This window comes from Rheinheimera sp. B2H12 (assembly GCF_059620065.1).
On record NZ_CM184363.1, the window covers coordinates 139430 to 162957 of the forward strand.

General features: G+C 47.3%; 18 protein-coding genes. 13 read left to right on the forward strand and 5 right to left on the reverse strand.

What is annotated here, in order from left to right:
* Positions 1 to 89: 89 nt before the first annotated feature.
* The 8 genes from AC53GJ_RS00655 (at position 90) to AC53GJ_RS00690 (ending at position 10354) form a co-directional block, all read left to right on the forward strand.
* A complete protein-coding gene (locus tag AC53GJ_RS00655; protein ID WP_496730618.1) occupies positions 90 to 881 on the forward strand; it encodes a DeoR/GlpR family DNA-binding transcription regulator in 792 nt (263 codons plus the stop codon).
* A gap of 2 nt (positions 882 to 883) precedes the next feature.
* Positions 884 to 2713, forward strand: coding sequence for a glutamine--fructose-6-phosphate transaminase (isomerizing) (gene glmS, locus AC53GJ_RS00660; protein ID WP_496730619.1), 1830 nt, complete (start codon positions 884 to 886; stop codon positions 2711 to 2713).
* 327 nt (positions 2714 to 3040) lie between these two features.
* The gene (locus tag AC53GJ_RS00665) at positions 3041 to 3301 is read left to right on the forward strand and encodes a hypothetical protein (protein WP_496730620.1); all 261 of its coding nucleotides are present in this window, start codon (positions 3041 to 3043) and stop codon (positions 3299 to 3301) included.
* 7 nt (positions 3302 to 3308) lie between these two features.
* Positions 3309 to 4175, forward strand: a complete 867-nt coding sequence (locus AC53GJ_RS00670; RefSeq protein WP_496730621.1) for a hypothetical protein — start codon at positions 3309 to 3311, stop codon at positions 4173 to 4175.
* A gap of 132 nt (positions 4176 to 4307) precedes the next feature.
* Complete coding sequence (locus tag AC53GJ_RS00675; protein WP_496730622.1) at positions 4308 to 4892, forward strand: Tn7-like element transposition protein TnsE; 585 nt, start codon at positions 4308 to 4310, stop codon at positions 4890 to 4892.
* Between the two features lie 243 nt (positions 4893 to 5135).
* Complete coding sequence (locus tag AC53GJ_RS00680) at positions 5136 to 6506, forward strand: DNA cytosine methyltransferase (RefSeq protein WP_496730623.1); 1371 nt, start codon at positions 5136 to 5138, stop codon at positions 6504 to 6506.
* Between the two features lie 3 nt (positions 6507 to 6509).
* A complete protein-coding gene (locus tag AC53GJ_RS00685) occupies positions 6510 to 8102 on the forward strand; it encodes an ATP-binding protein (protein ID WP_496730624.1) in 1593 nt (530 codons plus the stop codon).
* Positions 8099 to 10354 carry a Z1 domain-containing protein gene (locus tag AC53GJ_RS00690; protein WP_496730625.1) on the forward strand — a complete coding sequence of 752 codons (2256 nt, stop codon included), beginning with the start codon at positions 8099 to 8101 and terminating at the stop codon, positions 10352 to 10354. Before AC53GJ_RS00685 ends, AC53GJ_RS00690 begins: the two co-directional genes overlap by 4 nt.
* Before the next feature lie 79 nt (positions 10355 to 10433).
* On the opposite strand, the gene AC53GJ_RS00695 is transcribed toward AC53GJ_RS00690, so the two are convergent.
* Entirely contained in the window at positions 10434 to 11420 is a 987-nt protein-coding gene (locus AC53GJ_RS00695) for a hypothetical protein (protein ID WP_496730626.1), read from the reverse strand.
* A gap of 316 nt (positions 11421 to 11736) precedes the next feature.
* Between AC53GJ_RS00695 and AC53GJ_RS00700 the strand changes: the two genes are divergently transcribed.
* Positions 11737 to 12204, forward strand: coding sequence for a GNAT family N-acetyltransferase (locus AC53GJ_RS00700; RefSeq protein ID WP_496730627.1), 468 nt, complete (start codon positions 11737 to 11739; stop codon positions 12202 to 12204).
* A gap of 103 nt (positions 12205 to 12307) precedes the next feature.
* Here AC53GJ_RS00700 and AC53GJ_RS00705 read toward each other — a convergent pair whose 3' ends face one another.
* The 4 genes from AC53GJ_RS00705 to AC53GJ_RS00720 form a co-directional block, all read right to left on the reverse strand.
* Complete coding sequence (locus AC53GJ_RS00705; RefSeq protein WP_496730628.1) at positions 12308 to 15007, reverse strand: TonB-dependent receptor; 2700 nt, start codon at positions 15005 to 15007, stop codon at positions 12308 to 12310.
* 174 nt (positions 15008 to 15181) lie between these two features.
* A complete protein-coding gene (locus AC53GJ_RS00710) occupies positions 15182 to 18073 on the reverse strand; it encodes a TonB-dependent receptor (RefSeq protein WP_496730629.1) in 2892 nt (963 codons plus the stop codon).
* Between the two features lie 142 nt (positions 18074 to 18215).
* The gene (locus tag AC53GJ_RS00715) at positions 18216 to 19241 is read right to left on the reverse strand and encodes a FecR family protein (RefSeq protein WP_496730630.1); all 1026 of its coding nucleotides are present in this window, start codon (positions 19239 to 19241) and stop codon (positions 18216 to 18218) included.
* A 14-nt stretch (positions 19242 to 19255) separates the two neighbouring features.
* Positions 19256 to 19828, reverse strand: coding sequence for an RNA polymerase sigma factor (locus AC53GJ_RS00720; protein WP_496730631.1), 573 nt, complete (start codon positions 19826 to 19828; stop codon positions 19256 to 19258).
* A gap of 264 nt (positions 19829 to 20092) precedes the next feature.
* On the opposite strand from AC53GJ_RS00720, the gene AC53GJ_RS00725 reads away from it, so the two are divergent.
* From AC53GJ_RS00725 to AC53GJ_RS00740, 4 genes are all read left to right on the forward strand, one after another.
* A complete protein-coding gene (locus tag AC53GJ_RS00725) occupies positions 20093 to 21199 on the forward strand; it encodes a hypothetical protein (RefSeq protein ID WP_496730632.1) in 1107 nt (368 codons plus the stop codon).
* Positions 21200 to 21620: 421 nt separating this feature from the next.
* A complete protein-coding gene (locus AC53GJ_RS00730; RefSeq protein ID WP_496730633.1) occupies positions 21621 to 22022 on the forward strand; it encodes a hypothetical protein in 402 nt (133 codons plus the stop codon).
* Complete coding sequence (locus AC53GJ_RS00735; RefSeq protein WP_496730634.1) at positions 22012 to 23304, forward strand: hypothetical protein; 1293 nt, start codon at positions 22012 to 22014, stop codon at positions 23302 to 23304. Before AC53GJ_RS00730 ends, AC53GJ_RS00735 begins: the two co-directional genes overlap by 11 nt.
* The gene (locus tag AC53GJ_RS00740) at positions 23301 to 23486 is read left to right on the forward strand and encodes a hypothetical protein (RefSeq protein ID WP_496730635.1); all 186 of its coding nucleotides are present in this window, start codon (positions 23301 to 23303) and stop codon (positions 23484 to 23486) included. The genes AC53GJ_RS00735 and AC53GJ_RS00740 overlap by 4 nt, the downstream gene beginning before the upstream one ends.
* Positions 23487 to 23528 lie beyond the last annotated feature (42 nt).

Here is a 23528-nt window from a genome sequence, read left to right on the forward strand (position 1 = left end):
TGCACTTGAGGTTGCAATTATCTTTCGAATAGATAAAATGCCTTTCGAGTTTAGTTAAAATCTTTCGAATCGAAATATAAGCGAACGAGATGAACAAACGCAATACCCAACAACGCCGGCGCGCTATCGTCGATTTGCTGAATGAACAGGGCGAGGTCAGTGTTGATGCTCTGGCGTTGCGTTTTGATACCTCTGAAGTCACCATTCGTAAGGATCTGACCGCGCTGGAACATAATGGCTTGTTGCTGCGCAAATACGGTGGCGCTGTGCCTTTACCGCAAGAGCTGATGACCGAAAACGGCGTCGATAAAATTTCGCTGCGCAAACAAGCGCTGGCGAAAGCGGCAGCGGCGCTGATTCGTGATCATTACCGGATTATCATCGACAGTGGCAGCACCACAGCGGCGTTATTGCCGGAACTCTCCGCCAAACAAGGGTTGGTGGTGATGACTAATTCTTTGTATATCGCCAATAGCCTGCGCGAGTTAGAACACGAACCTAAATTACTGATGACCGGCGGCAGCTGGGACGCACAGTCGGAGTCCTTTCAGGGCCAACTGGCGGAACAGGTGCTGCGGGCCTATGATTTTGACCAACTGTTTATTGGTGCCGATGGCATCGATTTACACCGCGGTACCACCACATTTAACGAACTGACCAGCTTAAGCCGGGTGATGGCTGAAGTGGCGCGGGAAGTGGTGGTGATGGTTGAATCCGATAAAATCGGCCGCAAAATTCATAATCTTGAACTGCCGTGGACGTCGATAAAAATCCTGGTAACAGACGACAAGTTACCCGACACGGCAAAAAGGCAAATAGAACAGCAGGGTGTCAAAGTGATTTGTGCCCCTGTCCAACTCAATATGGAAAAACCGGAGTAAATATGTGCGGAATAGTGGGCGCAGTAGCGCAACGTGATGTGGTGGATATCCTGGTCGAAGGTTTACGCCGGTTAGAATACCGTGGTTATGACTCAGCCGGTGTGGCGGTGATTGGTGCCGATGGTGAATTACAACGGATCCGCCGCTTAGGCAAAGTAAAAGAACTGTCTGATGCGGTGAAACTGACGCCGACACCAGGCGGCACTGGTATTGCACACACCCGTTGGGCCACTCATGGTGAGCCTTCAGAACGCAACGCTCACCCGCATGTCTCGGCGAAAATTTCGGTGGTGCATAACGGTATTATTGAAAACCACGCCCCGCTGCGTGAAATGCTCAAAGCCAAGGGTTATGTCTTTAACTCAGACACTGACACCGAAGTGATTGCTCACTTAGTGGAAGAAGAGCTGAAAACGGCCGGTTCTTTATTAGCCGCAGTGCAAAAATCTGTGAAACAATTCAGCGGTGCTTATGGCACTGTGCTGATGGACAAAACCGATCCGTCGCATTTAGTGGTGGCCCGTTCTGGCAGCCCGCTGGTGATTGGTCTGGGTATCGGTGAAAACTTTATCGCCTCTGATCAACTGGCGCTGTTGCCGGTGACCCGTCGTTTTATGTTCTTAGAAGAAGGCGATGTGGCGGAAATTACCCGTTTCAGCGTCACTGTTTATGACAAAAACGGCGAAAAAGTAGAGCGGACTGTCACTGAATCAAACGCCAGTTATGACGCTGGTGACAAAGGTCAGTACCGTCACTTTATGTTAAAAGAAATTTATGAACAGCCGCATGCCATCAATAACACGCTGGAAGGCCGCTTAAGCGCTGAATCTGTGCTGGATGAGACTTTTGGTAACGGTGCCGCGGAACTGTTCAAAAAAGTGAAACATGTGCAAATCGTCGCTTGTGGTACTTCTTACCATTCAGGCATGGTGGCTCGTTACTGGTTAGAATCTTTAGGCGGCATTTCCTGTAATGTCGAAATCGCCTCTGAATTCCGCTACCGTAAATCTTTTATCCAGCCAAACAGCCTGCTGGTCAGCATCTCGCAATCAGGCGAAACCGCCGATACCTTAGCAGCACTGCGTTTAGCCAAAGAAGCCGGTTACCTCGGCAGCTTAACCATTTGTAACGTTGCTGGTTCATCGCTGGTGCGTGAATCTGATCTGGCCTTTATGACCCGCGCTGGCACTGAAATTGGCGTGGCTTCTACTAAAGCCTTCACCACCCAGCTGGTCGGTCTGGCGATGCTGACGCTGGCGATTGGTAAATACAATGGCCTGACCGCTGCTCAGCAACAAGAGATGGTAACGGCGCTGAAATCCTTGCCAGCCAAGCTGGAAGAAACCCTGACGCTGGCCGGCAGTATCGAAACGCTGGCAGAAGAATTTGCCGATAAACACCATTCATTGTTCTTAGGTCGGGGTGATCAGTACCCAATCGCGATGGAAGGTGCGCTGAAGCTGAAAGAAATTTCTTATATCCACGCTGAAGCTTATGCCGCCGGTGAATTAAAACACGGCCCGTTAGCGCTGATTGATGCCGATATGCCAATTATTGTGGTGGCGCCGAACAACGAACTGCTGGAAAAACTGCAGTCCAACGTCGAAGAAGTGCGCGCCCGTGGCGGTATTCTGTACGTATTCGCCGACGCCAACGCCCACTTTAAATCCGACGCCACCCAGCGCGTAGTGAATGTACCCCACGTCCACCCGCTGATCGCACCAATCATCTACACCATCCCGCTGCAACTGCTGAGCTACTACGTCGCCATCATCAAAGGCACGGATGTCGATCAGCCTAGGAATTTGGCGAAATCGGTGACGGTTGAGTGATTTAAGGTTTTGATTTAAATGATGTTGCGGGGTGAAAATAAAGTTTCACCCCGCAAAATAAAGTCTCATCATTGAAAATATAGTTCAATCAAAGGAGCTACAATACTACCCACTTTGGTTGTTATTTTTTCTAATTAGGCACTCCTGTTCTCCCCGATAGCTCTCTGCACTGAACATTATTCGCTTGCCTTTCTCTTCATTAATATCGCATTTACATTTGTGAAGCTTTGACACATCTCTTTTCTGCTTTACTTTTTGTTCATGCTTGTTTCTATTTTTAGGTTGGTTTAGTCTTTATATCTACTAGGGTTTTTCGAGGAAAATTTTATGGTTATTGATAGATATAAAAAAGCGCGATTAGTTTATAAACTTTTCAAATCAAAAATTGGCGAAGAGGTTCTTTCTTCAGAAATAATAGGGTGTACTGGGTGGGCTGAAAGCAGTGTTAAGTCCTACTACACAAAGAAATGGGCCGGAGTTGTGCTCAATAGATTAGATATTGATCGTTACTTAGTTTGTATGGACATCAATATGACAGAAGAACATTATATTAACCATCATAGCCAAATTGATGATGATGTTAGGTGATATTGGTATGACTAAATTTGTTTCAGAAATTCATCCTACAGGACTTCGAGATCTTGGGGAGAACTATATTAATGCTTTCGTCACGTTTATAGACATACTTGGATTTACAGACTTAATTAGTGGTAATAGTTCCGAGGAAGTCAATCATAAACTGGACGCAATGAAATATTTCAATAATGTACCTCAGCGGAGAAGAGTCGTATATCAATCAGATGAGTTACGTCCGATGGTGTATCAATTTTCCGATTCCATTATAAGAATACAGCCTGTGCCTTCTGAATTTTCTGATAAGGATGATGTGTATATTGAGGATTTTTTAGCTGGTGAAGTCGAATCGTTACTTATCGCCCAAGGCAATTTAGCATGTAATGGCGTTTTTGTGCGCGGAGGTATTACTTTCGGAGAAGTTTGTGTAAATAAATCAAGGGTGTTTGGCCCTGCATTTATTAGGGCTTACAAGCTGGAGTCAGTGATATCGAAGTATCCTAGGATTCTAATAGACCAAAGGCTTTGCTGTGACAGAAACAACTTGATGTCGAAATTTTTTATCGGTGATCACTGGCATAAGTCGAAAGATTTCTTTTTTGAATTACTACAACGAGATACTGATGGGCAGTATTATATTCAATATTTGACTCATTTATATGAATCTGCTCGTGCATCGTCATTGGATGCTAAGAATGTTTTAATTGCACACAGGAATAATGTTCAGTATCAATTAGACAAAGCTAGAATGTCTAATTCGGAAGATGTCTCAGGAAAATATTTCTGGGTTGCTAACTATCATAATAAAATAATTGAGAGCGCGTTTTCGAACTTGGATTATAAATTTCACGAAACCACGGGTGAATCGCTTCATATAGACTTCGATTAGTAAATTTCATATTTTATTTATGTTGCGTTGTATTTTTTGTGAAAAGTTTTTTTATTGTAGGACGTAATGGTTGTCGATTAAACTTATTGATATTTGGAACTTGATTAAATCACTGGGATACTCACGCTCTCAATGAGGAACGTCCGAGATGGCTGTTTATTAAACGGTTTAATTATAGTAGTCTATTGGAATAATCGGTTTAGATGGTCTGGCTATGGCAGGAAGCTCCAAAGGTCTTTCCGACCAGGAAATCCAGAAACGGACCGTTTTATTGCGCTTATCGAAGTTATTAATGAGTTATCTAACAGCTTTGATTTAAAGCTTCGTAAGCTAAACATCCAACCGTTGCCAATTGTAAAAAGATGCAGCTACCACTTGATGAGAGATGGGCGCCCTAGATGTTATTTAGTTGCCAAATTTCAATTTTCAGGCGGCTCTGAAGTCTGCTTACTAGAGATTGATACGTCTGATGGTGCCGCTTTATTTTCAACGCTGATAATTAAAATTCATTCAGATGAAGTAAATTTAGTAAGCCAGATCATTCAAAAGACATTAAAAAAGTCTTTACGATGGAGTGGATTTAAAAATGTTCAATACACGACCGTAATGCATCCTAAATCGAGTTTTCCTTTTGATAAAAAACAAAAAATCTATTGGTCATCTAGATTAAACGAAAAGATAAAACGTCTTGTTATTGAATTACATCGCGATGTGTAAAAATAAAATCTCGATAAAATTCTTGTAAAAGGTGCAAATATTTTTATCTTTTTATCTTTTTATCTTTTTGTCTTTGGTCGGTATCTTGAGCTTATAAAAGGCAGACATTGTTATGCTTTACGAATCACTTAAAGCAGTTTGTAATATTTTTGCTATGATGATCGCTGTTTATTTATACAGCTGTTTGTGTTAAAATAAAACTAACTTTATGGTTTGTAAAATTAGTAGCAAGAGAAATTCCCAATGAGTTTAGTAAACGGATTTAAATTCATAGACTTATTTTCTGGTCTAGGTGGCTTTCACCTTGCATTGCGTCGGCTGGGAGGTCATGGCGTTTTCGCTGCTGAGTGGAAATCTAGCCTTCAGGACCTGTATGAGAAAAACTTTGGTATCCGTCCTGCTGGAGATATTACAGAAGTTCCGACTGATATGGTTCCCGCTCATGATGTGTTAACTGCTGGATTTCCGTGTCAGCCATTTTCCAAAGCTGGAGAGCAATTAGGATTTGAATGTACTAAGCAAGGTGGACTTTTTTTTAATGTTGTAGATATTTTGGAAAAAAAGAAGCCCATGTTTTTTATACTCGAAAATGTACCTAACTTGTTGAAGCATGATAAAGGAGAAACGTGGCTTAAAATACAGAAGTTATTAGGTGCCGAGGGGCTTGGTTACCATATTGATGCCGCTAAGTTATCACCTCACAATTTTGGTATTCCTCAAATCCGTGAACGGGTCTATATAGTCGGATCTTTAAAGCCATTAACTCACTTTCAGTGGCCTGAAATTATTGATGAACCTACCGCTATAGATAGTATCTTGGACGATAATCCGTCTGATGCTAAGAAGCTTTCACCTCAAGTGTTGGAATGCTTGGAAGTGTGGGATTCCTTCATTAATTCATGCCCTCAAGGCTATAAATTACCATCTTTTCCCCTATGGTCTATGGAGTGGGGGGCTACTTATCCTTTTGAAGATGAAACCCCGTATGGGCTTGTAAGTAAATCTGGAAAGTTTGGATTAGAGGCTTATAAGGGTAGCCATGGTGTGGATTTAAAAAATGCAGAGAGTGTGGTGCAACAATGGGCTAATCTTCCTAGCCACGCTCGAACAGAGCAATTTAAGTTTCCAAAATGGAAGAAAGATTTCATTAGACAAAATCGTAATTTTTATTTGGAAAATAAGGATTGGATTGATCCATGGTTACCAAAAATACTGAAATTTCCTTCCAGCTTACAAAAGCTTGAGTGGAATGTTCAAGGAGGAGAGCAGAATATATGGAACTACGTTTTACAGTTTCGAGCATCTGGCGTGAGAGTCAAGCGTAGGACAACGGCCCCCAGTTTAATTGCAATGACGGATACTCAAGTACCGATAATTGCATGGCAAAAACGCTATATGACGCCAAGAGAATGTGCGCGATTACAAAGTCTTGAAGAGTTACAAAACCTACCTAAGAGTTCAACACAGGCCTTTCACGCTTTAGGTAATGCGGTAAACTCAACTGTTGTTGAGACAGTGGCCCGGAATTTAATTTTACAGGCTGAAAATTCAAAATCTTGTATGCAAACCAGTACAAGAAGAGCAAAAAGCTTATGTAAAAAGGAGATTATCTGAGTTATGGCGGATGAGAAAAAGGAATTTCCACCAATAGAAATTCGACCTGGTGTAACTGTTTTATCAATATTTAGGTACCTCAATTACAAAGCTTGGTTTGCGTTAGCAGAGTTCATTGATAATGCTATACAAAGCAGTTTGAACAATCAGTCTGCCTTGCAGGCGCTTCATGGCGATGAGTTTAAGTTAAAAATCAAAGTAACTATAGATACCACAGTCCCTGGCTCCATAACTATTGAAGATAATGCCGCTGGTATCTCAGGAGTTGATTTCCCTCGAGCATTTCGAGCTGCAGAACTTCCGACTAATCGAGATGGGTTATCGGAATTTGGGATGGGCATGAAAAGTGCCGCATGCTGGTTTGCGAAGAATTGGAGTGTAAGAACGAAATCAATTGGCGAAACTGTCGAAAGAACAATAAATTTTGACATAAAAAATATTGTCGATAACAATTTAAATTCACTAGTTCCCGATATGTACTATTGCGATAAAAATGCACATTATACAGTTGTTACGCTTAGGAACCTGCATCATATCCCTCATGGGCGAACGATTAATAAAATAAAAGAGCATTTAGCAAGTATTTACAGGATGTATATTAACGCCAAAAAAGTAGAGATTAAAATTGGTGATGATATTCTGCAATACGATACACCATCGATTCTTAAAGCTCCAAAATACAGTGAGCCAGGCATTATAGATGATGCCACAAAAGAGCAAGTTTTAGTTTGGAGAAAAGAAATTAATTTGGCTTTAGGCAATGGCCAATCAATTACAGGATTTGTTGCTCTCAGAGAAACCGGCTCTACTCGTCTGGCTGGCTTTTCACTCTTTCGAAGAAATCGGCTGATAGTTGGTAGTGTTGATGAAAAGTATCGGCCTGATTTAATTTTTAAAAATACCAATAGCTATGCCTATCAACGTATATTTGGTGAATTGCATGTTGAAGGATTTGAAGTTAGTCATACAAAAGATGGCTTTCGTTGGGAGCAGCACGAAGAATCTATCCTCGAAAAGTTAAAAGCTTTACTTGAACAAGAGCCTTTGAATTTGATTTCTCAAGCCGAGAATTACCGAGCCCTTCCGACAAAAAAACACATCCAACAACAAGCTATTTTGGCAACGGAACTCGTTGCTCAATATATCGAAGAGCAAGTTGCACCTTTATTGGTAGATTCTAGAGCGAACCCTGCAGTTCCGCCAGAACTGTTGCCAGAGATAATGCCGAGTCCATTGCAAGCCTCAGAAAGGAAACTGTGTATTGACGATGGCTATTATGTTTGGAACATAACACTGAGAACCTCAGTTGAACCTGCTCGTAATGAATGGTTCTTGATGTCAAAGCTTGACCAGAATGAAGGCTGCAATGCAAGAACGAGATCGTTGATCATCGATGTTTCCTTAGCGCACCCTTTCTCATCCAGATTTATTGGCACCTCACATGAGAATATAGAGCTATTCCTTCGTATTGCCTCTGCTATTGGTGTGTCATTGATGCTTTCTGAGGATATTACTGGTGAGCCACCGCAAAGTGTATTGCATCATTTCAACTACCTGATGCGTGGAAAGTTAATTAAAATGGAGTTTACTGAATGACCAATTTGAAACTTACAGATGCAGTTCTAAACCCTCCGCTCCGGTGGATTCCAGAGGTCGGTGATGTAACTACACAGTTTTTGCGTAGTAAGACTAAAGATGGAAATGGCCCGAGCTACGACGAATTAACTGTAGGGGATAACTCGGTATTGCAGGAAGCTCGCAGGATTTTAGGACGATGCTTACCACCGACAGCGCCGGATGGTAGAGAAACAGGCTTAGTAGTTGGGTATGTACAGAGTGGGAAGACAATGTCTTTTGAGACAGTAATTTCTCTCGCTAGAGACAATGGATATGGCTTGGTTATCGTTTTTGCCGGAACAAAAACAAATTTACGCGAGCAGTCAGAAGACAGGTTAACTAAAGATCTGGGAATTGACGATGGTCAGAATTGGTGCCATTTTTCTAACCCTACAGATACTATGGGTTCTCAGATCCAAGACCGATTGCGAGTCTGGCGTGGAAACCCGGTAAAAAAAAGAGCGGTTTTAATTACAGTACTAAAACATCAAGATCACTTAGAAAATCTTGCTATTGTTTTAAGCTCTTTAAAATTATCCGAACTAGCTGTTCTTGTTATTGATGATGAAAGTGACCAAGCTAGCTTGAATACAAAAGCTGGTGACATTAAGAAGAGTAAAGAAAAGCCTGATGCAAGAAGCTCTATTTTTAATAAAATCTGCATAGTCAGGGATCGTATTCCGCACCATTCTTTTCTACAATACACTGCAACACCTCAAGCTAACCTGTTGTTGACTCAGACAAATATCCTCAATCCAAATTTCGCTGAGATAGTAACACCTGGAGATGCTTACACTGGAGGAAAGTCTTTTTTTAGAGATAATTCAAATCTTGTTATTGAGATTCATCCCTCTGAAGTGCCAAGTAAGGATAACCAAGTCCATTCTGTACCAAAGAGTCTCTTGAGCGCTCTTCGATACTTCTTTTTGGTGTGTGCATATCATTCTATCCATAGCGATGGAAGAATAGATAGAAATAGATCGATGATGATCCATCCATCAATGGCGACTACTTCGCATAAGTTGTATTTTGGTTGGGTAGAAAAAGCTGTAAAATCTATAGAAAAAATAGTTGAAGAAGCTCGCCACAGCTCTCCTGCCACTATTGAATCAATGTTCAAAAAGGAATATGAATCGCTAAAGGAGACGTATCCCGACCTCAATACTTTGCCTGAATTGATTAGCGCGATGAGTTCTGAGGTATTAGGCGAGTTAAGGTGCGTCCAGGTAAATGGCTCCAAAGATGCTGAAAAGAAGGTGAAATGGAAGCTAACGCCATATTGGATATTGGTGGGTGGAGCTAAGCTTGATCGTGGTTACACAGTTGAAGGATTGGCTATCACTTATATGCCTAGACCTTTAGGAAGTTCGCCTGCTGCAGATACTTTGCAGCAACGAGCTCGTTTTTTTGGTTACAAGAAAGCATACTTAGGATTGTGCAGAGTTTTCCTTCAAAAAGAAGTTCGAGATGCCTTTAAAGCTTATGTTGAGCATGAAGAGAACGTAAGGGCTATTCTCGTGAAAAAGCGTGGATTACCTTTGAGCGAATGGCGTAGGGACTTTATTCTGAGCGCTTCTTTGAAAGCAACTAGACCTAATGTCGTTGAATTAAATTCTCGGCGAATTAAAGCAAGAGGATGGCTAGTACCACAAGCATTAAATCGAGATTCTGTTGCTGTCAAATATAATCAGAACTTAGTTAGCGAGGTTGTTAGTCTCTGGAGAAGTAAGTTTCCATGTGTAAACGCAGCTGATATTGAACGCTTTAAAGGGAAACGAGATAAATCACCAAACTACGTATTTACTGGAATTCATTTGTATGAAGTATTAAATAGCATTTTGCTGAATTTTAAAGTTCATGATCCTTTCGATGCAGAGTTACATAGTGCCATTCTTATCTCGCTTGCCGAAGTATTACAAACTTGGGGTAATGTCCCAATAGATGTATATCTGATAAACAATTTGAAGTCTCAATATCGTAGTAGAACCGACGGACGTGGTTTTACAAAGAGTAATTTGAACGCCCCAATAAATCAGTATTTTAGTAACAATGCTGATGCCATCAATGATAAGAGTTTTATGTCTAACAATAATATCTCTCTTCAATTGCGGAGTTTCGACTTGGGCGCGCACGAACGTCAAGCTACCTTAGCAGACTTGAAGAATGTTGCGTGGTTCGCGTTACACATACCTACCAACTTTGAAAAGCATGTGCACGTTGAAAAAGTGTAACGGTAAATAAACGCAAGCTTTTATTGTAAGTTCGTGAGAATGATTTTTTGCATCATTCCCACGAATAACGGAGTGCTAGCTACTTATTGTTTATAACGCTAATTAACCTTCCTTTTTCTATAGCACCAGCTTTTATAACTGCATCAATTTCTAAGGTTACTGATGTTGAATCTTTGAGCGCTGCGTACATGGAGTCTAGCTCAACTTGTTTTGTAAAACCTAAATCCACCTTTAATGAAAAACTTTGTCCAGACCTTAGGTCTGTTACGTTAAACAGGAGGTATTCTGGATATTTTTTAAGCCCATCCATCGAGAATTCAGATATTAGTTCTTGCTTATCTTTTACTGGTTTTTCTGATTTGGATATTTCTTTGATATCCACTTTGTTGAGCACTACATTCCCATATGTAACTTGATCAGCATCAGATACCGAACGAACAAGCGAGGCTTGCCCTTCGGACATCGTGGACTTGATCCACTCTGTTTTTTTGCCGATATGTCTATTGGCTTCTGGTGAAATTAATTCCGATATTGTTTTGTTATGTTGTTCAAGAACTGAGACAACTAATCTGGAGTTACCCCCTAGTTCAGCTTCTTTTTGTTTTGTCTGCAAGTATTCGCTAAATGCAAAATAACCGCCTGCGCATAAGATGAGGGTAATAAATACTGCAGTTTTATGTTTGGATTCCATATTCGCCATTACGTTACCCAAGTTGTCAAACGCTCGATTTAGCCAATCATCTGAAGCTGCAGTGTTCTGTGTTGAGCCTGCAGAGATTTCAAATATAAACTCAAGATCTTTTTTCTCTGTATCTGTGAGTTTTTGTAAGTTAGTCGTGTCATATTTTGCTATCGCATAGGCCCTGGAAAACGCTTCCTGAAGAGATAAAATTCCAGACATGGCGTTTGAGGGTAGACTTGAATTATAACGTTGTCCTTTAAAATTGAATCGTAGAGTTGGCCAGCCTTCAAATTTTACATCGGTGAAAACATCAATTGACTCTTCACTTAACCTGCCTAATAAATCTAAAAACGCATTTTCCGAGTCTATGATTATCTGCGACATTTGCTGTCCTTGCTCAATCTATTGATTAGGTATTTAACACTTTTTGTACCCAATAGGAAAGTGCTGGTAACTAAATAAGCCACGAATACGAATGGTGAAACTTTATTTTCAAGTTCTTGAAGGCGCCCAATCTAATCTGGTAGCTACATGATGAAACTTTAGATTTACCAAAAGCCGTACTAATTTAGCGGGATGCGTGCTACAGGTTGTTTCATGTTAAGTCTTTATTTTTAAACGACATTAAAAAACCGATTCGCCGGGTTTTTGCTTTTATCCGCACAGCAATAAACTGAAACCAGTTATTAAAGGAAATCCCATGCAACTGATAAACCTGCGCCAGTACCCTTCGGCGATTGAGTTGATTGCGCCCTGGCATTTTGCTGAGTGGGGGGCTTTGTTTCCTGACAGGTCGCTGGCGGATTTTGCTGCTGAGTTGGCGTTGTGTTTGTCGACTGATGCGCTGCCGCAGACTTGGTTGTTACAGGATGCAGCGGGTGAGATTGTAGGCACTGGTTCTTTGCTATTACAGGATATGGCGACCAATCAACAGCTCAGTCCCTGGCTGGCCAATATTTATTTAGTGCCCGCGGTGCGGGGGCAGGGCTTGGGTCGCTCCCTGGTGCAACAACTGATGCAGCAGGCGGCTCAGCTGCAGATCCAAACCTTGTATTTGTTTACTGAAGATCAGCAGGCGTTTTATCAGCGGTTGGGCTGGCAGTTCCATCATACCGAGCTTTATGAAGGACATATGGTCAGTGTGATGCAGTGGCAGCCTGGCTGTTAAGCTGCCAAAGCTGCCACAACTGACACAGCCTTAGGTGGCAACAACAAGGCAGACAGCCCCAGTGGCTGAGACTGTCTGCCTGCGACAACATCCAACGCTAACGTCAGAACTTATACATCAGGCCCAGAATAAAATTGCGCCCGCTGGTGGTGTAAGACTGGGTGCGGTTATCCTGGAATTGACGGATATGCTCATCGGTTAAGTTATTGCCTTCAAAGGTCAGTTGCAGACTGGCTGACCAGTTATAAAAGGCTTTAAAATCAACGAAGCTGCTATCATCAAAGCCTTCAACGATATTCTGGCTTTCACCTTCACCCGTGATAAAGTCGTCGCGAAAGGCCTGGGATAACCGTAAGCCCCACAGCTCAGTTTCATAATACAGCGTGATGTTATAGGCCAGTTCTGACAAACCAGGCGGGGTCACTTTAAAAGGTTTGCCTTCGTTAAATAAGGTGGTTTCGCCGTCGGCCAGCGTCAGATTGCTGGCCAGGCCCAGATTCTGCCAGTGACCAGGCAGGAAACGCAGATCGGCCTGCGCCGACAGTTCCAGCCCTTTGACAGTGGCACCTTCGCCATTAATCGGCTGATTAACGGTAAATTCAGTCTGGGCGTTGACGCGAGGGTCAAACGCCAGAAAATCCAGCGGATAACCGGTTTGCGCGTACGGCATAGTGACTGATTGTTCGACGATAAAAGAATCCATCTTTTTATGAAAAGCGCCCAGCGAAACGCGCAGATCCTGGCCGTAATATTCCAGGCTGCTGTCAAAGGAGTCGGCGATAAAACGGTTCAGCTTTGGATTACCGGCCGCTATTCTGGTGTCCGCCACGCCCACCTGACCGGCGGCGCGCAATTGATTCAGCGCTGGTCTGGAGATATTGCGGTTGGCGCCAACACGGACCAGCCAGGCATCCGTCAGCTCCAGTGCTAAGTTAAGGCTTGGCAATAAGTCGTTGTAACTGTTATTAAATTCAACATATTCCAGCTTTTTACCGGTGTTCACTTCACCGGCCGACTTTTGCTCGGTTTGATACCAGCGTAAACCGATATTGCCGCGCAGCACCATGCCGTCCAGATCCCGGTTAAAACTGTATTTGCTATACAGCGCACTGGTATTTTCTTCCAACTGATAAACAGTACCCGGCTGATTAAAACGCGCATCCAGACTGCGCGAAATGCGGCCTGTGGCTGCTAAGGCGCTAAAAGTGGCTTCGTTATCGGCCACCGCATAAGGCCGCAGCACCGGCATTGGGTTGAGCTGAAACACGGCTTTGGGCGCATTGGCGATATTTTTCCAGTCGATGCGGTCACGCCGTTCATAACCATCAGATGCATAAGCTTTATATTGCAGGCCCCAACTGAGACTGTCTTCGCTGTCGAGCTGATAACGCCAGTCACTTTGCAAGGTCTGAAAGCTATTTTCGATGGCATCTTCGCGCACATCAGAGCGCATCAGTACCCAGGCCTTGGGATCGGCAATCTCAAAATCGTAACTGTTCTGGCCATAGTTGGCGTTGCGCCAGTCCACACTAAAGGCATGACCCACGGATTCGGCAAAAATCTTGTCGTGAATTGGCTGGGCAAAATCAGAACTTGAGGTGCCAAGCAGCAGGTCGGTGCTGAGATCATCGCTCAGTTGTATCTTGCCGGTTAACGTCAGTTGATGAAAATCGGTTTCGCCGTAGCTGACTTTTGATTCAGTGCGTAAATCCAGATTTTTAAACGAGGCATACAGCAGGTTATCGCCATCCACTGCCGCATCCACCAGTAACTGGCCAGCCGTGACATCGCCGGTAAAAGCGTTGGTGCCAGCGGTCGATAACTGGTTTTCCTGGCGGTCGTTGGATAATTTACCCAGCAAGCCGTCCAGACTCCATTGCATCCGCTCCGATGGCTGCCATTGCAATGAGGTGGTGATCCCCAACCGCTCACGCTCGTTCAGCCAGGAAGCGATATTATTGGCTCTGGGAATAAATAAACGGTTAGCGCCTTTGGCATTGATCAGCCGATCGGCAATGGCCGGATTGACAGTGGCCGCCACGTTGTTGCGGCCAAAACTGGCCTGCCGCCAGGACCAGACATGGTAACCTTTTTCCAGCGTTTCAGCGCTGGAGTAGGCGACAGAAAACAAAGCGCCAACATCGCCCCAGGTGTTGGAAAGCAAGGCTGCCAGCCGTGGGCTGGTGCTGCGACTTAAATCATTGTGCACAGCCTTGGCCGACAAAGCGCCATTCATGCCGTCAAAATCAAAAGGCCGGGCGGTTTGTAAATCAACAGTGCCGCCTAAGCCGCCTTCATCCAGGCTGGCATCATAAGATTTGTGCACATCAATGCGGTTAAATAATTCTGAGGCAAAGACGCTGTAATCAAAGTCACGGGTGCGGGAGGCGCTGCCACGCTGGTCGATGCCGGAGTCGGTGGTAAACAGCGCTTCCATGCCATTGACGCGGGTGCGGGTGAAATTTGGCCCTAAGCCGCGTAACGAAATTTGCCGGCCTTCACCTGAGTCGCGTGAAATGGTGACGCCTGAGATGCGTTGTAACGATTCGGCCAGATTTAAATCGGGGAAACTGGCGATATCATCGGCCAAAATGCTTTCAGTGACATTGTCAGACTGTTTCTTCAGCAAGGCACTTTCCTGCAAACTGGAGCGATAGCCTTTCACTGCAATATGCTCAACTTCTGCCGCCGCTGGCGCCACTGTGGCTGAGGCTGTGGTCACTGCTGCGACAGCCGGTTGGCTGAAACCTAAGGCGGTGGCGACGCAAAAGGCAACTTTGTGCATGGTACGACTGACGTTCATAAATCCGGTTCCTGTAAGTTAAATGGTCGGTGCTGACAGGCGATCCCGCTCGCCTTGCTGTTCAGACGCTGACAAGACAATCAGGCGGTACAGGTTTTTCAGCCAAACCGGCAGATTCATCAAAGTTTCATATTGCGACGTCGCAGCACGGCAGCCGCAGTGACAAAGGGCAGGTTAAAACTGCAGTTGCAAGTCAAGCTGCAGGCTGCGGCCAGAGCGGGTGAACACCAGCGGACGGTTTGGCTCTAGGCCGGCAAACATATCAATGGCCTGATCGGTCACATTCAGCAGTGCCAGCGACAGCCGAAGGTCGTTACTGGCCTGGTAATAGGCCGAGGCATCGACAAACAGCAGCGGCCGCACGCCGATAAAACCATTGATCACATCGCTGTCGGTGATGTATTGATCGCGATAGCTGCCAACCAGGCGGGCACCAGCGCGAGGTGATTGCCAATACAAACTGAGCTGGCCGGAATAACGGGATAGCGCCGGTAGTGGCCCGCGCAGTTGTTGCTGATCAAGCGGGTATTCAGTATCGCCACTGACTCTGCTGAGATGAGCCAGCACACCAAACCCCTGCGGCCACTGATAACGGCCGGCCAGCTCCAGCCCGCGCAACTGTGCGGCCGCTTGATTCACCGGTTTAGACAGAGTGAACAGTTCGCCTTGCCGATCCGGCGTCAGCAACTCTGCTGGTAAACCCAGCGCCGCATAGCTGAGCAACTGGCTGTCCGTGACAATAAAATGCTGTAATTTTTTCTGAAACAGTGTCAGCGACAGGTTATTGATTGCATCCAACTGATAAGCGAGGCTTAGATCCAGCGCATCCGCCAGCACTGGCTGCAGCTCTGGATTGCCTTGTTCCACTTTATTATCGGCAATACTGATTTCTGTACTGGCCCGCAGCTGACTGAGGCCTGGTCTGGTCAGATTCCGGCTGGCTGCGGCGCGCAATGTCCATCGCTCGCTGACATCGACGGTGAGTTGCAGGCTGGGTAACCAGTGTTGCTGGCGTTGAGTCAGCCGGCTTGCTGTGCCCGGCAGAGCTGGCGTCGGCCCTTGATCGCCTTGCCGCTCAGTCTGATCCTGCACAACACGCAGCCCGGCATCGGCTTGCCAGTTGGCAGCTGTCCACTGATAGCTGCCGTACAGCGCCCATTGTTGTTCCTGCACTGTGAAGCTGGTACCGGGTTTATTGCTCAGCGCCGTTAATTCGCGCGCAAACGGCTGGCCTGAGATGCGGCCAGACAGGCCTTGTGCCAGCACTGTGGCCAAGGTTTGTTCGACATCAGCCACCAGCATTGGCTGTGGCAGCCGCCAGGCTGGGGTGGCGCTGACAAAAGGCAGTTGCAGTGCATTGAGATCGCGCACATCGTCGCGCCGCTCAAACCCTTCGGAGCTGAAGCTTTTTAGCTGCGCGCCCAGCGTCAGTGCTGCCGGCACAGTTCCAAAGCGAGCGCTGACATTGGCTTGCCACTGCCGGTTCAGTAATTGATCTTCCCGCACATCGGCGCGGTGCAGTTGCCAGAGCTGAGGTTCGCTGAGGTCCACATCATACTGCCGCAGCGGGCTGCGCCGGTTTGGCCGGAAATCATAACTGTAGCTATGGCCGGGCGCTTGCAGAAAAATTTTATCATGCAACGGGCTCTGAAAGTCCGACTGACTAAGACTGAGATCGGCTCGATACAGCTGGTTTGGCTGTGGCACCAGGCGCATAGCCAGGCTGCTGTGCAGCACCTCGGTTTGCGCCGCCGCCAGTTTGGCTTCACTGCGGATATTGGTGTGCTCAGCTTTGCCATAACGCACAGTGCTAAACTCATCCACTGCCAGGGCGCTGAAGCGCTGGCTTTGCAGATTGGCCAGATTATATTCCTGATCGGTACTTTTCAGTTGACCGGCGATATGGGTCCAGCGCCATTCAGTGTCGGCATTGGGCTGCCATTGCCAACTGGCGTTCAGTCCGAGCCGTTGTTGCTGGCGATTGGCCAGTGTTGCCGAAGTCACAGTCGGGCCAATCAACTGGCCGCTTTGCAACAGTGCGGCTAAATCCGGTGCTAAAGTGCTGGCGGCCTGGCGGTTAAAAGCACGCCAACCCCAGTCGCGGTAACCCGTTTCAATCTGATCACTTTGCTGATAATCCAATAGCAGCATGCCGGCCAGCTGCTTGCCGCCACTGAACAGGGCGAGCTGCCAACCAGGTGAGGTGGTTGCACTCAGACTGTTGTAGTGACCTGACCACCCAAACTGAGCTTTGGCAGTGGGTTCCGACAAGGGTTCGGCAGTGTGCAGCTCAATAGTGCCGGCAATGCCGCCTTCGCTCTGGCTGGCCTGATAGCTTTTACGCAGGCTGAGCTGCTGAAATAATGCCGACGAAAACAGATTAAAATCGACATTGCGGCTGCGCTCGGCGGAGCCACGATGATCAAACACTGAATTAAAGCTGGCTAAAGTATCAACGCCATTAATTTGCACCTGAACAAACTCCGGACCCAGCCCGCGTAAGCCCAGTTGTCTGGTTTGGCCATTGTCTTTTTCCGCCACCAGCCCGGGTAAACTTTGCAGCGCATCACCCAGATTCAGTTGGGGTAAAGTGGCGAGTTCTGCCGCAAAGACGATGTCGGTGGCCAGGCCCTGCCTGGCTTGTTCGTCCAGCGCCGCCGCTAATAAGGGCGCCTGGCCTTGGACCACGATATGTTCTGCCCTGACTTTAGTATCCGCTGTGTTCGCGGCCGCCGCAGCTGGTTTGCTGGCCGTTGGCAGGATCAAAATCAGCCCGGGTTGTAACTGGGCCTGCAGGCCACTGGCAGCGAGCAGCCGCTGCAACGCTGCCTGCAACGTCCATTTACCTTGCAGTGCCGGGCTTGGCTGGGCTGGTAACTGATCTGCGGCGACCAGGGCATAGCCGGTTTGGCTGGCCAGTTGTTGCAGGGCTTCAGCCAGTGGTGCGGCTGGGATCTGCAGCGAAAACTGCTGATTTGGCAGCGATGCTGGCAAAGTTTGCGGGTAGATGTCAGGACTGGCCGCAGCCAACAGCAACAGGGACAAAACAACAGGCAAGGGCTTCAACAGCGTCGCTTCTGGGGTCTGCAACAGGTGCGACAGAACTTAAGCGACAAGTATGACAACAATATGGCTGCCACTCACACATCAGCTATTTTTTTGCGGAACGACCCTCAGTGCGGACTGAGGGGCGCTTGTCGCAGCCATGTTAGCGTGATAACCAAAGTCCGGTTTGATCCTGACGGATTTTCAACTGGTGCGTTACTTGTAAACCGTCCAGCAACAGCTCGGACTGGTCGATGGCAAAAGTGGCAGTGATCGGCAGTTGTGCCAGGCTGGCATCGGCCAGTTTGATCGGCGTTTGCCGGTAACGATTGACCTCAGCCAATACTTCAGCCAGTGGTGTCTGCTGATACCGGAGGCGACCACTGCGCCAGCTCAGAGCGCTGGCGGCATGGTAAGTGCTGATTTCGCTAAAACCATGACGTGCTGAAAAGTGGATTTGTTGCCCTTGTTGTAAGCGAGGGGGTTGCATCGGTGCCAGGTCCTGGCTGCTGACGGCGACGACACCTTCATCCACGGCCACCATAATGTCAGCCTCGCGCCGCACGCTAAAAGCCGTGCCTACAGCCCGGACCTGCAGTTGATCGGCCGTGACGACAAAAGGCCGTGCGCTGTCTTTGGCCACCTGAAAATGGGCGGCGCCATAATGCAACTGCACAGCCCGTTGTGCGGCGCTGAAACGGACCAGTACTTCAGTATGGCCGCTCAGACTGAGCACAGAACCATCCGGCAAGGTTATCTGGCGATTGCCTTGATAGCTGGACTGGTAGAGCTGACTGTCGGGTTCGGCTGGTGGCAGCAGGCCACCGAGCAGCAGCAAAGTGGTGAAAAATAAACCAAGACAGGCGGTGACGGCGACATGCCACGGGCTCATTTGCTCTGTCAGCTGTTGCCAGCCATGTCGCAGTGATTGCCAGAAGGAGCGCTGTGCTGGTGCCTGCTGCATCTGGGGCGCAAAAATCAGCGTATCGGTCAGGCCGGTATCCTGCCATAACTGCCGGGCCTGCAAAAACGCTTGCTGATGGGCTGGGGATTGCGCCAGCCACTGCTGCAGTTCTTGTTGTTGTGGTTTGCTAAAAGCGCCGGACTGGGATCTAACCAGCCATTGCAGCGCTTGGGCTGGTGGGGTGTCCGGGTTGTGTTCAGCCGGTTGTTGCGGTTCGGTTGTCATCAGGCTTTCACTTGTTATCTGGCTTGCTGCAGGACCGACAGGGCGGCGTATAATTGTCGGCAAATATCAGCCTGACTCCAGCCGGTGGCGGTGGCTATTTCGGCATAGGTTTGACCCTTCAGCCGGCTTCGGATCAGAATGTCTTTTTGTTTGTCCGACAACAGCGCCATGGCACCATCCAGTTGCTTTAGTTGATCGGCTTTGGCCGTCAGTTGTTCCGGGCCAAGTTCATCCAGCGGCTCTTCTTCCAGCACCAGCTGTTGCTGCAGAAAACCACTCAGCTGGCGCTGTCTTTTCAGCGCATTCAGTGTCTGATTGACGGCCATTTTGTACAGATAAGCTTTCGGGTTTTCAATCTGTTGCCAGTCAGCACAACTGCCAAACTTGGTGAACACATCCTGCACTGTATCTTCCGGCTCTGGCGGGCCGAAACCATAATTACGTTGTAAATAACGGATCAAATTGCCGGCATGTTGCTGATAAAGCCGACTGAGCGCTGCCTGTATGGTCAATGGGTCACTTCTTAGCCTGCTGGCTGTGGTGGCTTGCTGCGGTTTGAGCTGTTCAATAGTTGATGATGCCAGCATGCTGTTGCTCTGAAACTTATCCTGCCCCCAAGACAATCCAGCACGCTGGATTTTTCAGTGCCAAGCAAGTTTTTTTATCGATTGACTGTTTTTTAGACAAATGACTTCCTGCGTTTGCTGCCGAGCGGCATTTTGCCGCTGCCAGATGAAGTTTTGATGAAGCTTAGCCATCCGCTGAAATATCTGCCGGGCTGCTTTGTTCTGTCATTGCCTGCCGTGTTGTCAGCACGGCAGCAGACATCCATCGATTAAACAGGAGCAGATATGAAGTTGAAGATGAAACCAGTCGCCGCGCTGTTGGCGCTATGTGTGGCCAGTACCTTGTTACCAGCCAGCCAAGCGGTCGCGTCCGTCCGCTTGAATAGTCCTATTGGCCAGACCCTGCAGAGCTTAGCTGCCAATTGCCAGAATTTTACCCTGGATACCGAGCAAGACCATGTGTTTGAAATCAGTGATCATCATCAGTCAATGACGCTCAGTCACCGCTGGCCGGATGGTTCGGCGCTGGCTTTTGTCAGCCATTCTGAAACCGGCAACGGCGATCAGGGCCAGTTGCTAGCCTTTAAGCTGGCGGCGCAGCATTTTCAGCCGGGTACTGATGTGATTGGCGCCGATGTGACCTTGCCACTGCAGCATAAAATCTATTTTAGCGAGCAACATCCGTCGGGTATTGCCTGGTTACCGGCGGCCGGTGTGCCCGAGCGCGGTTATTTGCTGGTGGCTTCAGAAAATCAGCGCAAAGTCAGGGTGCACCAGTTTAGCCAGAATGGCCAGACTGTGGAGCTGGTGGGGTTAGAGCAACAACAACTGGATCAGATCACCGATGTCTGGCTGGCGCAACAAGGCGAGTACCAATGGCTGATGCTGCACAATATGAACAAAGCCACCGGCAGCGCTTATCGCGCTAAAACTGCCGATTTGTTTCAACTTGGCACGTCACGCCAGGGCGAACTGGATTTGAACGCCTTTCGGTTGATGAACCAGTATCAGTCGCCGGCCAATACCGGTTGTGGCAAGAGTCTGGGTCAGAATGCGCAATTGGTGCAGGACAGTAACCAGCAGTGGTTTGTGGTGCACACTTACACTGGCGAAACTGTCTGTGGGGCGAATTCGGGCCAGAATTTCGTCAAAGCTTATCCGGCAGCGTTCAGTGCGCAGGGTGAGTTTAGTGTCAGTACCAATACTGTCCCAGTGGCACAAACCACGGTCGGCAGTTCCACCTTACCGGATGGTCGTGGCGCCGACGGTGCGGCCGGCTTTCGTGTCAGTCAGGATGGCCGGTTAGTGATTTATCTGGGCGGCCAGTACGCCTACAATTCCTGGTTCGACTGGAAAACCGCCGCGCGCGAGTGCCGTTCGGCGAAGCGCTAATAAAGCGCAGGCAGCGAGGATTTGCCACCCGACAGCGGCAGCAGTCACGCGAACTGGCGTGACTGCTTATTGATCAGACTGAGGCAGCGCCTGTTTTGGCAGACGTTGCTGGCGGTATTGCAGTGACGTCAGTTGGGTTTCTTTTTTAAACGCCGTGTCAAACGATGATTTGGCATTAACGCCCACGTTCATGGCGATATCGAGCACTGTGGTATCGGTACTGCTAAGCAGCGCGATGATAGTCGCGTCTTCTATCGCGTTTTATGCCGTGCTGCTGCCATTGTTGTTAGCAAGGGTCAACTGTCAGGGCAGTATCAGCGCGATCGCAGGAAACAGGCTGCAGAGGTGCCTTGGCAGGCATTTGACATTTGCCAGGTTGCGGCTATTTTTTCTTCAGGTTCAGATTGGTAATAAGCATGGAATGGCGCAAAGTAATTGGATACAGCACTGGAATCGGCGAATACTGGTCCGTTATGCCTTTGGTTTGCTTGCCATTTTCTCTTCGTCTTGTTCAGTTACCTATTACGACAACAACAGTCAGACTGTGCATGTGTTTGGGTTGACCCACGTTACAATGCGGGTACCAGCTGCCAATGCCGGTCAGGTGGTAATACATCAGGTTAACACCTACGGCATCTCAGCCGGTACTTTGCGGGAAGGCGGTCAGTTGAGTGTCGGTTATAGTGAACAGACCATCCTGGATCTCAGTGATGATAAGCAGTTGTGCCTACTTTGGCCAAACGCCGATCTGATAAATGTCAAAATCAATGAAGATATATCTGATCAATTTAATGCGAAGGGAGTCTGTGATCATGTTGAATGACCGATATCTAGCAGTCGTTATTGCCATCTGCGGTCTTGCGGTGCAGTACGGCTGTGTCGGCGTTGATTCCACTATCTTTTATACCAAAACGAATCGGGGTCTGGAAGTGGGCAATCAGCCGCCAGTTGCTGCTATTGATGCGTCCAGAGATGAAGGGGTGATCACGCCGCAGTTCAGTAACGGTGCCACCTTGCCCGTGTTAGCCAGCTTTAAAACCGAAGATGATGGTTTATATGCCGGTCTGATAGGTTCTACCTTTGCAACTGGTGATGCTGCTGCGACTATGGCCAGTTTATATAGTTCATCAGCCAGTCATCCGACGGCGACCTCGGCCATGGAACTGACGGCTGCACCCACAAAGTCTGACACGGATAACACCAATCCGTTGGCGGGGCATCGGATGCGTGCGGCGATATTTTCTACTAAAACCTCACTGGGCCTCAACCTTCACTGGTCTGCTGTATCCGCAGTGGTGCCGGAGCAATTTACTTTTGGTTATAACCGCAAAGAAGTGGCCGTGCTGCCTGTGTCGTATCAGTTAAAAGATAGTAAACATTATGTCGACCAGACTTCGTTTCTCGCTACACTGGGGTTTGCTTACGATCAGTTAAACTTAGTACCGGGAGGGCAGCAAACAGATCAGCCAAAACTGCTATATCTGCAATATTTCGCGACTGGAGTAGCTGCCACCAGGTTGGCGGCACAACCGCAGGTCAGAATTAATATGCTCAATAAACTGGATCCTTCAGCCAATCTGATGTTGTCTGAGTATGCTGTAAAAGTGCTGCCAACCTTTGTCATGCTGGCTAAGAACATGGCAAAACAGGATGTTTATGCCGCAGCATTACTGGCAAAAGTACAGCAAAAAGCTTTTTCCATCCCACCTGATAGTGCAATCAACCTGTATCAGCAGGGTTCTAAAGCTGAGATTCGAATGCTTGCCAAACAACCTACGCCGGCTATCACCACCTTCGAGCCCGTTTATGCTTACCTGAGCAGGTTAAAAGATCAACTGATCCTGGCACGACAAAATCTGGACAACATGAAAACAGCGCAGGCTGAAAAGCAAACGATGACACTGTATGAACAAAATGTGACGGACGATACTTGGGTAGCTGCATGGAGCAGGCCGCCAACCGAGACAGATATTGCTGCCCTGGAGCAGAATAATACTTTATTGCAGCATGAGTTTATCACTGTCTACCAGAGTATTGCTGCAGATAACGACATCAAACAATTATTTCGTTATGTGTCCAGTCAGGTCGCAGCCGAAGGGATATGAAATTAAATGAGAAGAAAAATATGAGAACTGAAGATGATCTTCTGACAGCCAATAACTCGTCCGCAAAAAAGAACCGGCTGATGGCGTTATTAACAGGTGCCTGGTATCAACTGGACTTGGTTAAAATTGAGTTTGTACCGACTGGGAACGGCAGTGAAGGACGTTGGGTTGGCTGGTCTTAACAGGCTCACAGTCGCTGCTGCGGCAGTCCTCGTATCGTTCAA

Coding starts and splice junctions, on each gene's coding strand:
- AC53GJ_RS00690 (WP_496730625.1), top strand. CDS start 8,099: ATGACCAATTTGAAACTTACAGATGCAGTTCTAAACCCTCCGCTCCGG.
- AC53GJ_RS00695 (WP_496730626.1), bottom strand. CDS start 11,420: ATGTCGCAGATAATCATAGACTCGGAAAATGCGTTTTTAGATTTATTA.
- AC53GJ_RS00665 (WP_496730620.1), top strand. CDS start 3,041: ATGGTTATTGATAGATATAAAAAAGCGCGATTAGTTTATAAACTTTTC.
- AC53GJ_RS00725 (WP_496730632.1), top strand. CDS start 20,093: ATGAAGTTGAAGATGAAACCAGTCGCCGCGCTGTTGGCGCTATGTGTG.
- AC53GJ_RS00715 (WP_496730630.1), bottom strand. CDS start 19,241: ATGACAACCGAACCGCAACAACCGGCTGAACACAACCCGGACACCCCA.
- AC53GJ_RS00680 (WP_496730623.1), top strand. CDS start 5,136: ATGAGTTTAGTAAACGGATTTAAATTCATAGACTTATTTTCTGGTCTA.
- AC53GJ_RS00740 (WP_496730635.1), top strand. CDS start 23,301: ATGAAATTAAATGAGAAGAAAAATATGAGAACTGAAGATGATCTTCTG.
- AC53GJ_RS00720 (WP_496730631.1), bottom strand. CDS start 19,828: ATGCTGGCATCATCAACTATTGAACAGCTCAAACCGCAGCAAGCCACC.
- AC53GJ_RS00675 (WP_496730622.1), top strand. CDS start 4,308: ATGAGGAACGTCCGAGATGGCTGTTTATTAAACGGTTTAATTATAGTA.
- AC53GJ_RS00655 (WP_496730618.1), top strand. CDS start 90: ATGAACAAACGCAATACCCAACAACGCCGGCGCGCTATCGTCGATTTG.
- AC53GJ_RS00700 (WP_496730627.1), top strand. CDS start 11,737: ATGCAACTGATAAACCTGCGCCAGTACCCTTCGGCGATTGAGTTGATT.
- AC53GJ_RS00735 (WP_496730634.1), top strand. CDS start 22,012: ATGTTGAATGACCGATATCTAGCAGTCGTTATTGCCATCTGCGGTCTT.
- AC53GJ_RS00705 (WP_496730628.1), bottom strand. CDS start 15,007: ATGAACGTCAGTCGTACCATGCACAAAGTTGCCTTTTGCGTCGCCACC.
- AC53GJ_RS00670 (WP_496730621.1), top strand. CDS start 3,309: ATGACTAAATTTGTTTCAGAAATTCATCCTACAGGACTTCGAGATCTT.
- AC53GJ_RS00730 (WP_496730633.1), top strand. CDS start 21,621: ATGGCGCAAAGTAATTGGATACAGCACTGGAATCGGCGAATACTGGTC.
- glmS (WP_496730619.1), top strand. CDS start 884: ATGTGCGGAATAGTGGGCGCAGTAGCGCAACGTGATGTGGTGGATATC.
- AC53GJ_RS00685 (WP_496730624.1), top strand. CDS start 6,510: ATGGCGGATGAGAAAAAGGAATTTCCACCAATAGAAATTCGACCTGGT.